This window comes from Serratia proteamaculans, from assembly GCF_013337185.1.
Taxonomy (GTDB): domain Bacteria; phylum Pseudomonadota; class Gammaproteobacteria; order Enterobacterales; family Enterobacteriaceae; genus Serratia; species Serratia proteamaculans_D.
Window position 1 is genome coordinate 1,008,762 of record NZ_SWDE01000001.1, and the last position, 15,095, is coordinate 1,023,856.

At 55.4% G+C, this 15,095-nt stretch carries 12 protein-coding genes; 9 read left to right on the forward strand and 3 right to left on the reverse strand.

The features are described from left to right. Nucleotides 1-25 precede the first annotated feature (25 nt). Complete coding sequence (locus tag FCL49_RS04705; protein ID WP_174352614.1) at nucleotides 26-1,543, reverse strand: PLP-dependent aminotransferase family protein; 1,518 nt, start codon at nucleotides 1,541-1,543, stop codon at nucleotides 26-28. Between the two features lie 294 nt (nucleotides 1,544-1,837). Between FCL49_RS04705 and FCL49_RS04710 the strand changes: the two genes are divergently transcribed. The 6 genes from FCL49_RS04710 to FCL49_RS04735 all read left to right on the forward strand — a co-directional run bounded on the left by FCL49_RS04710 (nucleotide 1,838) and on the right by FCL49_RS04735 (nucleotide 9,298). Then, complete coding sequence (locus tag FCL49_RS04710) at nucleotides 1,838-2,554, forward strand: gluconate 2-dehydrogenase subunit 3 family protein (RefSeq protein WP_174352615.1); 717 nt, start codon at nucleotides 1,838-1,840, stop codon at nucleotides 2,552-2,554. Then, nucleotides 2,555-4,333: a GMC family oxidoreductase gene (locus FCL49_RS04715; RefSeq protein ID WP_174352616.1), complete on the forward strand. Its 1,779-nt coding sequence runs from the start codon at nucleotides 2,555-2,557 to the stop codon at nucleotides 4,331-4,333. Nucleotides 4,334-4,351: 18 nt separating this feature from the next. Beyond that, on the forward strand, nucleotides 4,352-5,632 hold the full coding sequence (locus FCL49_RS04720; RefSeq protein ID WP_174352617.1) for a cytochrome c: 1,281 nt from the start codon (nucleotides 4,352-4,354) through the stop codon (nucleotides 5,630-5,632). A gap of 325 nt (nucleotides 5,633-5,957) precedes the next feature. After that, nucleotides 5,958-6,629 (forward strand): two-component system response regulator PhoP, encoded by a 672-nt coding sequence (phoP, locus tag FCL49_RS04725; protein WP_012006437.1) that lies wholly within the window; start codon nucleotides 5,958-5,960, stop codon nucleotides 6,627-6,629. A gap of 5 nt (nucleotides 6,630-6,634) precedes the next feature. Further along, nucleotides 6,635-8,092, forward strand: a complete 1,458-nt coding sequence (phoQ, locus tag FCL49_RS04730) for a two-component system sensor histidine kinase PhoQ (protein WP_174353469.1) — start codon at nucleotides 6,635-6,637, stop codon at nucleotides 8,090-8,092. Between the two features lie 84 nt (nucleotides 8,093-8,176). Beyond that, entirely contained in the window at nucleotides 8,177-9,298 is a 1,122-nt protein-coding gene (locus tag FCL49_RS04735) for a ribosomal protein uL16 3-hydroxylase (RefSeq protein WP_174352618.1), read from the forward strand. Between the two features lie 50 nt (nucleotides 9,299-9,348). Here FCL49_RS04735 and FCL49_RS04740 read toward each other — a convergent pair whose 3' ends face one another. Further along, nucleotides 9,349-10,437 carry a malate/lactate/ureidoglycolate dehydrogenase gene (locus FCL49_RS04740; protein WP_174352619.1) on the reverse strand — a complete coding sequence of 363 codons (1,089 nt, stop codon included), beginning with the start codon at nucleotides 10,435-10,437 and terminating at the stop codon, nucleotides 9,349-9,351. Between the two features lie 85 nt (nucleotides 10,438-10,522). Then, a complete protein-coding gene (gene pepT, locus FCL49_RS04745) occupies nucleotides 10,523-11,752 on the reverse strand; it encodes a peptidase T (RefSeq protein WP_174352620.1) in 1,230 nt (409 codons plus the stop codon). A 107-nt stretch (nucleotides 11,753-11,859) separates the two neighbouring features. Between pepT and FCL49_RS04750 the strand changes: the two genes are divergently transcribed. The 3 genes from FCL49_RS04750 to FCL49_RS04760 are packed head-to-tail and all read left to right on the forward strand — an operon-like array spanning nucleotide 11,860 to nucleotide 15,084. After that, nucleotides 11,860-12,093: a hypothetical protein gene (locus FCL49_RS04750; protein WP_174352621.1), complete on the forward strand. Its 234-nt coding sequence runs from the start codon at nucleotides 11,860-11,862 to the stop codon at nucleotides 12,091-12,093. Nucleotides 12,094-12,113: 20 nt separating this feature from the next. Beyond that, on the forward strand, nucleotides 12,114-13,673 hold the full coding sequence (locus FCL49_RS04755; protein WP_174352622.1) for a PTS transporter subunit EIIC: 1,560 nt from the start codon (nucleotides 12,114-12,116) through the stop codon (nucleotides 13,671-13,673). 25 nt (nucleotides 13,674-13,698) lie between these two features. Next, nucleotides 13,699-15,084 (forward strand): glycoside hydrolase, encoded by a 1,386-nt coding sequence (locus FCL49_RS04760; protein ID WP_174352623.1) that lies wholly within the window; start codon nucleotides 13,699-13,701, stop codon nucleotides 15,082-15,084. Nucleotides 15,085-15,095: the final 11 nt, after the last annotated feature.

Below are 15,095 nucleotides of genomic sequence, written 5' to 3' on the forward strand. Positions count from 1 at the left end.
ACCAATTTGAGCGACCTGACTGCCTTTAGTCTGGCATAGGTAACGAATCAAAAATGCATGATAATTTTTTGATAAATCTTACAATCTCGTCGGGTGCATAGGCTGCAAAGCCAAATACCAACGCCCCTTCACTTGGCGGGTGAGTATAAAAATCAATCAACCCGTAGACCCTCATGTCTTGCGCTGCGGCGGCCTGAATCAACCGCCGCTCGGTAGCCGCGTCCTGCAACGGGCAAACCAATTGCAGCCCGCCCTGCGGTAACCGTGGTTGAGTCCAGGCGGCAAGATACTGATGCACCGCCGCATGCAAAATCTCCAGCCGGGCCTGATAGATCTTGCGCATATTTCTTAAATGTTCGGCATAGAAATCTTCATTGATAAATTTAAATAACGTCATTTGCGGCAATGCCGAAGTATATCCATCCTGGAATTGTTTGGCGGCCACCATGGGTTTAATTAACTGCGGCGGAACAATAAGAAAACCAATGCGCAATCCTGGAAACAGGCTTTTGCTGAAAGTACCTATATATAAAGTTCGCTGATGTTGATCCAGCCCCTGCAACGCTGCGGTAGTCAGGCCGTTATAATTGAATTCGGAATCGTAATCATCTTCGAGGATCCAGGCTTTTTCACGCTGTGCCCATGCCAACAGTTTTAATCTTCGTTCAATACTGAGTGAATGTCCCAGTGGATAATGGTGGGAAGGCGTAATATAAATACCCCGTCCGCCCTCTTCGGTCTTTATTAACGCATCAATATCCATACCACAGGGATCCACCCCAATCGGCTGGGCGATTAATCCCGCAGACTGAACCAGCTTTTTCGCGCCCTGGTAACCGGGCTCTTCCACAAATACCCGATCGCCGGGATTAAACAGCACCTGAGTACACAGCGAGAGCGCCTGCTGAGAACTGGTCACCACGATCACCTGTTCGGTGCCGGCTTTAACCCCCCTTTCGCGCCGCAGATACTCAATGATTTCCTCCCTTAACTCCTCCAAACCCTGAGGATCGGCATAACCCAGCAGACGTTCGGCCCCCTGCCGCACCGCCTGCCTTTCCAAATGCAGCCAGCTGTCGATGGGGAACAGCCGCAAATCGGGCAGTGAGGGCGTCAATGAGCCGCTGCGGCGGGTATGTGGAGCATGGGCGGCAATCAGCAAGGAACGGCCATGCGCACTCAGTTCCCGCTCCACCAGCAGGGCCTGGTCGGGGTTGTCAGTCGCCAGCAGTTCACGACCGATCAGGGTGTCTTGCTGGTAGCTGACAAAGCTACCGCGCCCAACGGCACGGGCAATATAGCCCTCCGCTTCCAGTTGAGCATAGGTCTGTTCGACGGTATCGCGTGAAACCGCCAATCGAGCCGCCAGCACCCGGCTGGGCGGCAGCTTTGCCAGATAGCTCAGCTCGCCCGCCGTCACCTGCTGTTTGATTGTCAGATGCAGCGCAGCCTTACGCGTCATTCCTTGTCGTAAATGCTGAATAAAGCTCGCCTGTATCGCATCTGGCGAAACGTCCTGCTGGCTGTCACCGCTGTGTTTCATGCTATTCCGGCTCAAAGATCTTCCGTACCGCTGGCGGATAAACCCACGGAGGAGATGTTGGTTAATTGATCTATATCAATCTAGATGTGAACAAAATGTTTTGAAACAGATCATCCATTGTTTCATTCAGAGCGCCAGCCCTAAACTAATACAACCATACCAGTAGCTTGCTACTAATATGGTTATCTACTTTTTATTACCCATCCCTGCCTGTTTACCGCTGCTGGATAGCAGCGGCGTAGGTCTGTATTGCCTGCGCGGGCATTTATTGTGAAGCATGTTCAAGGTGGAATTATGTCACAACAGCACAACTCTACGCCGCCCCGGCGTAACTTTCTCAAAAAGACCCTGGCATTAATCCCGCTGGCCGCCGCCGGTAGCAGCATTCTGGCACTGGATGCCAAGGCAGCCCCCGCTGCCGGCGTTGCGGATCACTATGTTCCGGTCTATTTCAACGCCGACGAATGGCGCTTTCTGCTGGCGGCTTGCGATCGGCTGATCCCCACCGACGATAATGGCCCCGGTGCGGTCGATCAGGGCGTCCCGGTGTTTATCGACCGACAAATGGAAACCCCCTATGGCCACGGCGGCCTGTGGTATATGCACCCGCCGTTCGTCCCCTCAGCGCCGCAACTGGGTTATCAGTCCAAGCTGACGCCGCGCGAAACCTACCGAATCGGCATTCACGAAGTCAATGCGCACTGTCAGCAACAGTTCCAAAAAGCGTTTGCCGATCTCGAGCATGCCGAGCAGGAACAACTGCTGGCGGCGCTGGAACACGGCCAGCTGGATTCTGAAGACCTGCCCGGCAAGGCGTTTTTCGACCAGTTACTGACCAACACCAAAGAGGGCTATCTGGCCGATCCGGTGCATGGCGGTAACCAGACGTTGGCGTCATGGAAAATGATCGGTTTCCCCGGCGCACGTGCGGATTACACCGACTGGGCCAATCGCCCCAATCAGCCTTATCCCCTCGGGCCGGTCAGTATCTCAAGCAAAAGGAATGCATAAATGAGCGCAATTAAAAAGCCACCGGTAGACGTGGTGATCGTCGGATTTGGCTGGACCGGCGCCATCATGGGGATGGAATTGACCGAAAGCGGTTTGAGCGTGTTGGCGCTGGAGCGTGGCGAACAACGCGATACCTACCCGGACTTCGCCTATCCGCGCATCGCCGACGAACTGACCTACGGCATTCGCATGAAACTGATGCAGGCAATGGCCAACGAAACGGTCACCGTGCGCCACACTCCGGCAGATTTCGCCGTGCCCTACCGCCAACTGGGCTCCTTTTTGCCAGGCAATGGCGTTGGCGGTGCCGGCGTACACTGGAACGGTATGCATTGGCGCGCTTTGCCATCCGATTTGAAGCTGCACACCACCCTTAATGAAAAATACGGTGCCAAGTGGATCCCGGAAGGCATGACGCTGCAGGACTATCCGTTGAGCTATCAGGAACTGGAACCCTACTTCGACAAGTTCGAAAAGGTTTGTGGTACCGCGGGTAAAGCCGGCAATCTGCGCGGACAAATCATCAAGGGCGGTAATCCGTTTGAAGGGGTGCGTAACAACGAGTATCCCACGCCATCGCTTAAGTCGCTTTATTCCGGTTCACTGTTTGGTACCGCGGCCGAATCCTTGGGCTATCACCCCTTCAACGTGCCCGCCGCCAACTGCTCCGTCCCCTACACCAACCCCTATGGCGTACAGCTCGGCCCCTGCAACTACTGCGGTTACTGCGAACGTTTTGGCTGCTTTATGTATTCCAAGGCCTCGCCGCAGAGCACCATCCTGCCGGTGCTGACCAAGCGTAAAAACTTTGAGCTGCGCACCCAGTCGCAGGTGATCAAAGTGAATCTGGACAGCAGCGGCAAGAAAGCCACCGGCGTGACCTATATCAACGCCCAGGGGCAAGAAGTGGAACAACCGGCCGATCTGGTGATCCTCAGCGCCTTCCAGTTGCATAACGTCCGCCTGCTGTTGCTGTCCGGCATTGGTAAACCTTACAACCCGGTGACCGGCGAAGGCGTGGTCGGCAAGAATTACGCCTACCAGATGAACAGCGGTATTTCGCTGTTTTACGATAAGGATACCCACTTCAACCCGTTTATCGGCGCGGGCGCGGCCGGCATGGTGATCGACGATATGAACGGCGAAAACTTTGATCATAGCGGCCTGGGGTTTATCGGCGGCGCCTATATCTCCGCCACCCGCACCGGCGGCCGACCGCTGCAACAAATGACGCTGCCACCGGGCACGCCTGGCTGGGGCAGCGGCTGGAAACAGGGTATCAAGGATAACTATCTGCACAGCATGAGCTTAGGCTCCGAAGGCTCGGTAATGCCGTACCGCGATTGCTATCTGGATTTGGATCCTACTTACAAGGATGGCTACGGCCTGCCGCTGTTACGCATGACTTTTGACTGGAAAGACAACGAGATCAAAATGACCCAGCACATCACCAGCAAAATGGTGGATATCGCCAAGGTGATGAAACCAAAACAGATGTCGGTATCGGTGATGAAAGCCGGCGATCATTACGACGTACGGCCTTATCAGTCGACCCATACCACCGGCGGGGCCATTACCGGCGATAACCCGGCCACCAGCGTGGTGAATAAATACCTGCAGTGCTGGGACGTGCCCAACGTGTTTGTCACCGGTGCCTGTGCCTTCCCGCAGAACCTGGCCTATAACCCCACCGGCATTGTCGGCGCCTTGGCCTACTACTCGGCAGAGGCGATCCGCACCCAATACCTGAAGAATCCCGGTCCGCTGGTTCAGGCCTGATAGCATAAGGAGTTTCACATGAAAGGACTTACCCCCTCGCTGCTGGCGCTGTTGATGCTGGGCGCCACCACGGTGCAGGCGACCGACGACCCGCAACTGGCGGCACGGCTGCAACATGGGGAATATCTGGCACGCGCCGGTGATTGCGCCGCCTGCCATACCGGCCCCGGCGGCCAGCCCTTTGCCGGCGGGCTGAAAATGACCACCCCGGTCGGGGCTATCTATTCCACCAACATCACGCCGGATAAACAAACCGGCATCGGCGAATACAGTCTGCAGGAATTCAGCGATGCCTTGCGTAAAGGCGTCGCCCGCAACGGCACCCGGCTCTACCCCGCGATGCCCTATCCTTCGTTCGCCAAAATCAATGATGGCGACATACGCGACCTCTACCTGTATTTCACCCGGCAGGTTAAACCCGTGGTTCAGCAAAATAAGGACAGCGATATCCCTTGGCCGCTGAGTATTCGCTGGCCGCTGGCCTTGTGGAATCTGGCCTTCCGGGAGGACGGCGCATATCGGCCGGATGTGACAAAAAGCCTCGACTGGAATCGCGGCGCCTATCTGGTTCAGGGCCTGGGCCACTGCGGTTCTTGCCATACGCCACGCGGTATCGGTTTCCAGGAAAAAGCGCTCAGCCAGAGTGACGACGCCTATCTGACGGGTGGCACACTGGAAGGCTGGCATGCTGCCAACCTGCGGGCGGACGCCGTGAGCGGGCTGGGCAAGTGGAGCGCGGAAGATATCACCCGCTTCCTGAAGAGCGGCCATAACCGGCGATTTTCCGCTTTCGGTTCAATGATTGATGTTGTGCAAGATAGCACTCAGCACCTGAGTGATGCCGATTTGCGCGCCATCGCCGCTTATCTGCAATCATTACCGGCCGTCAGTAAGGAAAATTCGCAGGTACAAGGCGGAGGGACGGCCAAAATGCTGCTAAACGGCAACGTCAGCCAACCCGGTGCCCAGACCTATCTGGATAACTGCGCCGCCTGCCACCGCAGCGACGGTCAGGGCTATCGCGATACCTTCCCACAGTTGGCGCATAACCCGGCGCTGTTAAGCGACGACCCGTCCTCGCTAATCAGCATTATCCTCAAGGGTTCCCGTACGCCGGTAACCGTCGACGCGCCAACCGGGCTGACCATGCCGGACTTTGGCTGGCGTCTGAACGACGAACAGATTGCCCAACTCGCCACCTTTGTGCGCAGCAGCTGGGGCAATGATGCACCGGCGGTCACCGCCGCTCAGGTACAGGAAATCCGCAAAAACAGCGTCACCCAACCGCAGCAACCTTAAAACCTGCCAGGGGCCCAGACAATTGGGCTCCTGTCTTGTTCTCACAGCCCTTCTCGTTTAAGTTTGGTTTAACTTCTCATGGGCATTGTTTATCCAACGTTTATTGGACGTTGCCGATAATGACCGCGCACCAAAAATCGATAGCGCTTATTTCCTGCCAAGGCTCTGCGTCCCTTGCGGTAAATGCCGGTTATACCTACCATAACGTCAATATCACGTTCGGATGACCAAGGTTGTTGCACGCTATCCCTCACACGCTGCCGAGCGTGTTACCTTTACAGCGTGGGTGACAGGATGTTCACCCGCAGATTTACAGGAGTCCGCCATGCGAGTACTGGTTGTTGAAGATAATGGTTTACTGCGCCACCACCTCTCCGTACAGATGCGTGAAATGGGCCACCAGGTTGATGCGGCAGAAGATGCCAAGGAAGCCGATTATTTCCTGCAGGAGCATGCGCCGGACATCGCGATTGTCGATCTCGGCCTGCCGGGCGAAGACGGCCTGAGCCTGATCCGCCGCTGGCGTGCCCACCAAATGAAATTACCGATCCTGGTGCTGACCGCCCGTGAAAGCTGGCAAGACAAGGTAGCGGTGCTGGAAGCCGGTGCCGATGACTACGTCACCAAGCCGTTTCATTTGGAAGAAGTGATTGCCCGCATGCAGGCGTTGATGCGCCGTAACAGCGGCCTGGCTTCCCAGGTGATCGTCTTGCCGCCGTTCCAAATCGACCTTTCGCGCCGTGAGCTGAGCGTCAACGAACAGCAAATCAAACTGACCGCGTTTGAATACACCATTATCGAAACCTTAATCCGCAACGCCGGTAAAGTGGTCAGTAAAGACTCGCTGATGTTGCAGCTGTATCCGGATGCCGAACTGCGCGAAAGCCACACCATCGACGTACTGATGGGCCGTTTGCGTAAAAAGGTGCAGGCCGAATACCCACAGGAAGTGATCACCACGGTTCGTGGCCAGGGCTATCGTTTTGATGCGAAGTGAACATGATGTTCAACAAAAATAAAAAGCCTTTTTCCCTACGCGCCCGCTTTTTGATGGCAACCGCCGGGGTGATCCTGGCGCTGTCGCTGTCCTATGGCCTGGTGGCGGTAGTGGGTTATATCGTCAGCTTCGACAAAACTGCCTTCCGCCTGCTGCGCGGTGAAAGCAACCTGTTCTTCAGCCTGGCCCAATGGAAAGACAACAAACTCACCATTGCCATTCCGCCCGATATCGATCTCAACTTCCCTACCCTGGTGTTTATTTACGACGATAAAGGCAAGCTGCTGTGGAGCCAGCGTCAGGTACCGGAACTGGAAAAACGGATCAACAAAGAGTGGCTGGAAGAGTCCGGTTTCTACGAAATTGATACCGATACCCGTATCAGTAGCGAAGTCCTGGGTAACAACCCCAAGGCGCAGGATCAGCTCAAAGACTATGACGACAACGACCAGAATGCGCTGACCCACTCCGTGGCGGTCAATACCTACGCGGCGACCGCAAGATTGCCGGCGCTAAGCATCGTGGTGGTCGACACTATCCCGCAAGAACTTCAGCGTTCAGACGTAGTCTGGGAATGGTTCAGCTATGTGCTGCTGGCCAACCTGCTGTTGGTGGTGCCCCTGCTGTGGCTGGCGGCCTATTGGAGCCTGCGACCGATCCAGGCGTTGGTGAATCAGGTCGGCGAGCTGGAAAACGGTGAACGGGAACAGCTCGACGAGAACCCGCCCAGCGAACTGCGCGGACTGGTACGCAATCTGAATATTCTGGTTCGCAACGAACGCCAGCGCTATACCAAATACCGCACCACACTTTCCGATCTGACCCACAGTCTGAAAACCCCATTGGCCGTACTGCAAACCACCTTGCGCTCACTGCGTACCGGCAAGCAAACCACCATCGAGGAAGTCGAACCGATCATGCTGGAGCAGATCGGGCGTATCTCTCAGCAAATTGGCTATTACCTGCACCGCGCCAGCATCAACTCGGGGCAAACGGTGCTGACCCGCGAGATCCATTCGGTACCGGCCCTGCTGGACAGCCTGACGGTAGCGCTGAACAAGGTATATCAGCGTAAAGGCGTGGTGATCACGCTGGATATCTCGCCGGAAGTCACCTTTATGGGTGAAAAAAACGACTTTATGGAAGTGATGGGCAACGTACTGGAAAACGCCTGCAAGTACTGTCTGGAGTTCGTGGAAATCACCTCCCTCCACTCCGATAAATACCTCACCGTCGTCATCGATGACGATGGTCCGGGCATTCCGGAAAGCAAACGCGAGTTGATCTTCCAGCGCGGCCAACGGGTAGACACATTGCGCCCCGGTCAGGGCTTGGGATTATCGGTAGCGGCGGAGATTATCGAGCAGTACGACGGCTCCATTACCATCAGTGACAGCCCGCTGGGCGGTGCACGTATGCAGGTCACTTTCGCTCGTCAGCACGACTCCCACCATAACGAGTAAATTCTGTTGCTCAGGCCCCGATCCACGGGGCCAAACTTCCGTTATAATCGCACTCAGGCTCACTCCTCTATCCTGGAATAGAACATGGATTATCAATTAGATCTGGACTGGAACGATTTTTTGCAACGTTATTGGCAAAAGCGTCCGGTGATTCTGAAGCGTGGCTTCAAAAACTTTATCGATCCGATCTCCCCGGATGAGCTGGCTGGGCTGGCGATGGAAAACGAAGTGGACAGCCGTTTGGTTAGCCACCAGGACGGCCGCTGGCAGGTGGCGCACGGTCCTTTCGAAAGTTTTGACCACCTTGGCGAGAACAACTGGTCGCTGCTGGTACAGGCGGTTGATCACTGGCATGAGCCTTCCAGCGCGCTGATGCGTCCGTTCCGCCCACTGTCGGACTGGCGGATGGACGATCTGATGATTTCGTTCTCGGTGCCGGGCGGCGGTGTTGGCCCGCATTTCGATCAGTACGACGTGTTTATCATTCAGGGTACCGGGCGCCGTCGCTGGCGCGTGGGCGAAAAAGTGCCGATGAAGCAGCACTGCCCGCACCCGGACCTGCTGCAGGTTGAACCTTTCGACGCCATTATCGATGAAGAAATGGAACCGGGCGATATTCTGTATATTCCGCCGGGCTTCCCGCATGAAGGCTACGCGCTGGAAAACGCGCTGAATTACTCGGTGGGCTTCCGCGCGCCGAACGGGCGTGAACTGATCAGCGGCTTTGCCGACCACGTGCTGGCGCGCGAACTGGGCAGCAAACGTTACAGCGATCCGGACATTCAGCTGCGTGAGCATCCGGCGCAAGTGCTGCCGCAGGAAGTCGATGCCCTGCGCCAGATGATGCTGAGTCTGGTTGAGCAACCGGAACACTTCCAACAGTGGTTCGGCGAGTTTATCTCCCAGACCCGCCACGAGCTGGATGCCGCGCCGCCGGAGCCACCTTATCAGGCAGGCGAAATCTACGAACTGCTACAGCAGGGCGAGCCATTACAACGTCTGGGTGGCCTGCGCGTACTGCGTGTGGGTGACCAGTGCTTTGTGAACGGCGAACTGATGGATACCGAGCATCTGCAGGCTGTCGATGCCATGTGCCAGAACTTCAGCGTTAATGCCACCCAGTTGGGTGACGCGGTAGACGACCCGTCGTTCCTGGCGCTGCTGACCGCACTGATCAACAACGGCTACTGGTATTTTAAAGACTGAAACTGAAGTCATTCCAATAAGGCCATTCGCCCCAGGCGAGTGGCCTTTTTTTATGCTCGCAGCGCCTGCGTCAGGTAAGCATCAAGCTCCTCGTCCGGCATACCCGCCTGCCTGGCTGCCTCGCAAATCTGCTGCCAGGTATTGGCATCTATCGGGATCCCCTGCTGCAAGCGTTGCTCGCGATTCGCCTCTTCCCACTCCCCCGGCACCTCAATCGGCCGACCGTCACTTGGCGGCGAGGCTTTCACCCAGTCAATAAACGCCTCAGCCTCACTTTGCATCTCGGGTGCAGCAAAGGCCTCTGGGTTAAGGATAATGGTGGTCATACAGTTGAAAATGGCGTCGCTGTTGGATTTCAGCGTAGCACTATGGGTAGTTCGTCCGCCCGACAGTGCGCCGCCAAGGATCTCGCACAGGGCGGCCAACGCATAACCTTTATGCGCTCCAAAGGGCAGCAGCGAGCCAAACGGCTGCTCGTGCATCACCTTGGGTTCGAGAGTGGGTTGTCCATGCTGGTCAATCAGATAGCCTGGCGCGACGTTCAAACCTTTGTTGTAAGCCACGCGGGTTTTACCATAGGCGATGCCACTGGTGGCGAAATCCAGCAGCAGCGGCTTTTTACCGGTACGGGGGAAAATAACGCAGAAGGGGTTGGTACCAAAGCGACGATCGCTGCCGCCAAAGGGGGCCACCATAGGATCGCCCACGACATTGACGAAGTGAATGGAGATAAAACCGGCGCGTGCACACTGTTCAGCCCAGTGGCCAATACGGCCGATATGGTGCGAGTTATTTAATGCCACCGCCGCCAGCCCCAGTTGCCCGGCGCGCTCGATGCCTTTCTCCATCGCCTCACTGGCGACCACCTGGCCGAACCCCTGACCACCGTCAATCGTCAGGACCGCACCGGCGTCACGTACCACCTGGGCATGAACGTTAAGCTGTAAATGCCCCTGCGCCAGCGACGCCATATAGCTCGGGATCATGCCGACACCGTGGGAGTCGTGCCCGGCCAGATTGGCCTGAACCAGATGTTCGGCCACTAGCCCGGCCTCTCGCTCGCTACTGCCGGCATGGCGCCAAATGGCCTGCACAAACTGCTCAAGGCATTGGCGATCGATACGGTGTTCACTGCTCATGATACGGCTCCTTGTGCGGAAAATATGTTCTACACTAGGAGCAAATCATTGTTGCGGCAAGCAATTATAATAATCACAATCGGGGCTATTTGGCGTGTTCTGCCGTCAGCGCAGCGATGCGCATAATCACGGCCACCGCCTGTTCCATCCCTTCAAGGGAAACAAACTCATGCTTGCAATGATAGTTATAACCGCCGGTAAACAGATTCGGACAAGGCAGGCCGCGAAACGATAACTGAGCGCCGTCGGTGCCGCCGCGGATCGGCTTCATCACAGGCTCAATATCACAATCACGCATCGCCTGTTGCGCCAGCGCAATCACATGGGGATGCTCTGCCACCTGTTCGCGCATGTTGTAGTAACTGTCTTCAATCGTCACTTCGATATAACAATCCCGCGGCAGGCCTTTGCCCACCTGCTGGGCAACCTCAAACATCCGACGTTTGCGGGCCTCAAAACCCTCACGCTCGAAATCACGCAGAATATAGTGCATCTCTGCGCGCTCAACGCTGCCCTTGAGGCTGCTGAGATGATAAAAACCCTGATAACCGGCGGTGGTTTCCGGGGTTTCATCCGCCGGTAACGCCTGCTGAATACGGGTTGCCAGTGACAGGGCATTCACCATCACCCCTTTAGCGCTCCCAGGGTGAACATTATTGCCGACAATTTTCACCGTCACCGACGCCGCATTGAAGTTCTCGCATTCCAGTTCACCGACACCACCGCCATCCACGGTATAGGCCCACTCGGCGTTGAATTGGTCAACGTCAAAAAACCGTGCGCCCTTGCCCACTTCTTCGTCCGGCGTAAAGGCCACGCGAATATCGCCGTGAGGGATTTTGCCCTGCTGCAAGCGCACCATGGCAGTCAGAATTTCGGCAATGCCTGCCTTGTCATCGGCACCGAGCAGCGTTTTGCCGTCGGTGGTGATCAACGTCTGCCCCAGCATCTGGTGCAGGATCGGGAACATCACCGGAGATAACACCTCATCGCCAATGCCCAATGCAATATCGCCGCCGCGGTAACTTTCGACGATCTGCGGGTTAACGTGTTTGCCGGAAAAATCCGGTGAAGTATCCAGGTGGGAAATAAACCCGATGGCCGGTACGGGCCAGGCAACGTTGCCCGGTAAAGTGCCCATCACGCAGCCATGCTCGCTGAGCGACACCCGTTCAAACCCCAGTTCAATCATTTCTTGCTGCAACGCGCGCGCCAGCTTCATTTGCCCGTCGGTACTCGGCACATGTTTGACGTTCGCTTTGGATTGCGTGTCGAATGAGACGTAGTTAAAAAAACGATCTAGTAGTTTATCCATGGTATCCGCCCTCAGAATATCGCGTTTCATTATGCGGAACCGATCCGGATCAAATATTGCGACAGGTCATTTTTAGCCAGATTTAACGGAAATCATTAAACCTTGTGATGATTTTCCGCATTGCCCAGGTCGCCACGCCCGAAGTCATCGTCCGCCACGGCCTCTGTTGTGTGATCCTCTTCACGACGGGTACCGGTTGTCAGCCACTGACCACCGGTGCCTATTTCCGCCCACTAATTGCATCACCGAATCTTTCCTCCTATAACTTAGCCAAGGCAGAGTTTGCCCCTTTCTTTTTCGCCATCCCAGGGAGCTTTATCGTCAACGTCGTTATCCATTAAAATATAAAAAAGGAACTGACATGAAAGGTATTATCGATAATATCTTAAGCAAGCTGCAGCTTTTTTCCAAAGCCATGATGGGCCCGATATTCTTTTTGCCGGTTATTGGTTTAATCCTGGCGTTAAGTTCTATTCTTACCAATGCCACCTTGGTAAATGAAAACTCCGGGATTTTCCATGTGGGGAAAATGCTCGGCGATACCTTCTGGCCATTATTTGGTAATCTCGGGTTGATATTCTGTATCGGTATTACCTATGGATTAGCCAGGGATAAAAAGAGCGAGGCCGCATTGGTGGCGGTAATGTGCTTTATCATGTTCCTCGGCGCCAACTCGTCTTATCTGCAGCTTAGCGGCCACGTAGCGCAAAAAATCAACGGCGAATTTTACGGCACCGGGCAAACCGAACTGCTGGGTTTCACCGTGGTGGATATGGGCATATTTCTTGGCCTGATCCTCGGCATGACTATCGCCTGGGTGCATAACCGCCTGTGCAACGTTGAACTCAATGGCGTGTTATCGGTTTATGGCGGCTCCAAACTGGTGCTGATCGCCATGACGCCGGTGATTGTGCTGTATGCCATCGCCTTCAGCTATCTGTGGCCGGCTATCTCACACGGCCTGATCTCGCTGACCGGCTTTATGAAAAGCTCCGGTTCGCTTGGCGTATTCGTTTACGGTTTCTTCGAGAAATTCCTGATTCCCACCGGGCTGCACCACTTCATCTGGTCTCCGTTCCAGCTCACCAGCATCGGCGGTTCGATCGTGCAGGATGGCCACACCGTTTCTGGCTCTCAGGCGATTTTCCTGGCCTATATGCGTGACCCGAGTATCTCGCCGTTGATGAATGAAGCGCTACGCTTCTCGCAGCAGGGTATGGTGACCATCTTTGGCCTGTCAGGCGCGGCGCTGGCTTTTTATCACACCGCCAAACCGGAAAAGAAAATGCTGGCCAAGGCTATCCTGATCCCGGCCATCACCACCTCGATTCTGGTGGGCATCACCGAACCGATCGAGTTCACCTTCCTGTTCATTTCGCCGCTGCTGTGGGTGATCCATGCGGTGCTGACTGCGCTGTCACAGGTAGCCTGCAACCTGTTCGAGGTGCGGCCCTGGGGCGCCAGCGGCCTGATTGAGTTCCTGGTGTATAACCTGCCGTTGCCGGTGGCCCTCACTCGCTGGCCGCTGTACGTGGTGATCGGCCTGATTCAGTTCGCCGTCTATTACCTGGTATTCAAAACGCTGGTGCTGAAGCTTAATTTAAAAACGCCGGGCCGCGAGGATGACGACGAGGTCAAACTTTATTCAAAACTTGAGTATCAAAATAGTAAAAATGCGCCTAATGAATTGAGTGGGATCATTATTCGAGCGCTAGGCGGCAAAGACAATATTATTTCCGTCGACAACTGTTTCACCCGGCTCAGGGTTGAATTAAAAGACATGCAACTGGTAGATGAAGCGGCATTAAAAAGTACCGGAGCCAAAGGCGTGGTGAAAAATAGGCGCGAGGTGCAGGTTATTTATGGTGTCACCGTTGGCAAGGTCAAAAACCAGGTCGAGAAGTATTTAGCAGCACTCTGACATTTATTAATTTGGGAGATATTAAATGAAATTAACCGTTCTGGGCGGCGGCGGTGTGCGTTCGCCGTTCCTGGCCAAATCTATCGCCTACAATGCCCACCGTATCGGCGTCACTGAAGTGGTGTTTATGGACACCGATCAACATAAACTGGCCGTATACGGTGCCATCGCTCAGGGGGTATTCCAGCGTATTCGCAGCGATATCGCCTTCAGCCTGACCAGCGATGCGCATCAGGCACTGAGCGGTGCAGACTATATCATCACCACCCTGCGTATCGGCGGCGAAGAAGGCCGTATTTATGATGAACGCATCGCGCTCGACCATCAGGTTCTGGGGCAGGAAACCACCGGTGCCGGCGGCTTCGCCATGGCGATGCGTTCAATCCCGGCGATTATCGATTACTGCCGAATGATCGAACAGCTGTCGTCGCCAGGCGCAGTGCTATTCAACTTCACCAACCCTTCCGGCATGGTGACCGAAGCTATCATCAAATCGGGCTTTAAACGCCAGGTGTACGGCATCTGTGACGCGCCCAGCGAGTTTATTCGCGAACTGGCCGAGCTGTTGGGTTGCCGCGAGAGTGAATTGAGTATCGACTGCTTTGGCCTGAATCACCTGTCCTGGTTCCGCAATGCCAGGGTCAACGGCGAACCGGTAACCGAACGGTTGCTGGCGGACCCACGCCTGTACCGCGACACCTGCATGAAATACTTCTCACCCGAGCTGGTCGAACTCTCCGATAACCTGATGCTCAACGAGTATCTGTATTACTACTACTACCGCGAACAAGCGATCGCCGCTATCGTCAGCGCCGGTGAAACCCGCGGCGAGCAAATTGCGCAGATCAACCGGCAGATGTTGGCAGACTTGGCCGAGCTGGACATCCCAAACCAACTGGATAAAGCCTTCAGCCTCTATTTCAGCCATTATCTGACGCGCGAAAACTCGTACATGCAGCGCGAGTCCAGCCAGGGCAAGGTGAAAGAGCGTGCCATGCTGACGCTGCAACAGTTTATCGAACAACCGGACAGCGGCGGCTACGCCGGCGTAGCGATCGATATTCTGGAGGCGGTGAGCAGTGGCCAGCAAAAACGCGTGGTGGTATCGATGCAAAACAACGACACGCTGGACTTCCTGCATCCTGAGGACGTGATTGAAATCAGCTGTGAACTGAGCAGTGCGGGCATTCATCCGGTGAAAATGCGCGATATTCCCGATACGCAGAAAAACCTGATCGCCCGGGTGAAAGAGTACGAAAGGCTGGCAGTAGAAGCGATTCTGGAAGGTAACCGTAAAAAGGCCATCAAAGCTTTGATGGTGCACCCGCTGGTGAATTCCTACTCGCTGGCGAAAACGCTGGTGGAGGAGTACCTGCAGGCCCATCGGCAATATGCCGAACATTGGCGTTAATCCCGGCGGCG

What these genes read in the sequence shown, in the direction of transcription:
- FCL49_RS04750 (WP_174352621.1), top strand. Translation starts at nt 11,860, where the DNA reads ATGATTTTCCGCATTGCCCAGGTCGCCACGCCCGAAGTCATCGTCCGC.
- FCL49_RS04755 (WP_174352622.1), top strand. Translation starts at nt 12,114, where the DNA reads ATGAAAGGTATTATCGATAATATCTTAAGCAAGCTGCAGCTTTTTTCC.
- FCL49_RS04735 (WP_174352618.1), top strand. Translation starts at nt 8,177, where the DNA reads ATGGATTATCAATTAGATCTGGACTGGAACGATTTTTTGCAACGTTAT.
- FCL49_RS04705 (WP_174352614.1), bottom strand. Translation starts at nt 1,543, where the DNA reads ATGAAACACAGCGGTGACAGCCAGCAGGACGTTTCGCCAGATGCGATA.
- FCL49_RS04715 (WP_174352616.1), top strand. Translation starts at nt 2,555, where the DNA reads ATGAGCGCAATTAAAAAGCCACCGGTAGACGTGGTGATCGTCGGATTT.
- phoP (WP_012006437.1), top strand. Translation starts at nt 5,958, where the DNA reads ATGCGAGTACTGGTTGTTGAAGATAATGGTTTACTGCGCCACCACCTC.
- FCL49_RS04720 (WP_174352617.1), top strand. Translation starts at nt 4,352, where the DNA reads ATGAAAGGACTTACCCCCTCGCTGCTGGCGCTGTTGATGCTGGGCGCC.
- FCL49_RS04740 (WP_174352619.1), bottom strand. Translation starts at nt 10,437, where the DNA reads ATGAGCAGTGAACACCGTATCGATCGCCAATGCCTTGAGCAGTTTGTG.
- FCL49_RS04710 (WP_174352615.1), top strand. Translation starts at nt 1,838, where the DNA reads ATGTCACAACAGCACAACTCTACGCCGCCCCGGCGTAACTTTCTCAAA.
- FCL49_RS04760 (WP_174352623.1), top strand. Translation starts at nt 13,699, where the DNA reads ATGAAATTAACCGTTCTGGGCGGCGGCGGTGTGCGTTCGCCGTTCCTG.
- phoQ (WP_174353469.1), top strand. Translation starts at nt 6,635, where the DNA reads ATGTTCAACAAAAATAAAAAGCCTTTTTCCCTACGCGCCCGCTTTTTG.
- pepT (WP_174352620.1), bottom strand. Translation starts at nt 11,752, where the DNA reads ATGGATAAACTACTAGATCGTTTTTTTAACTACGTCTCATTCGACACG.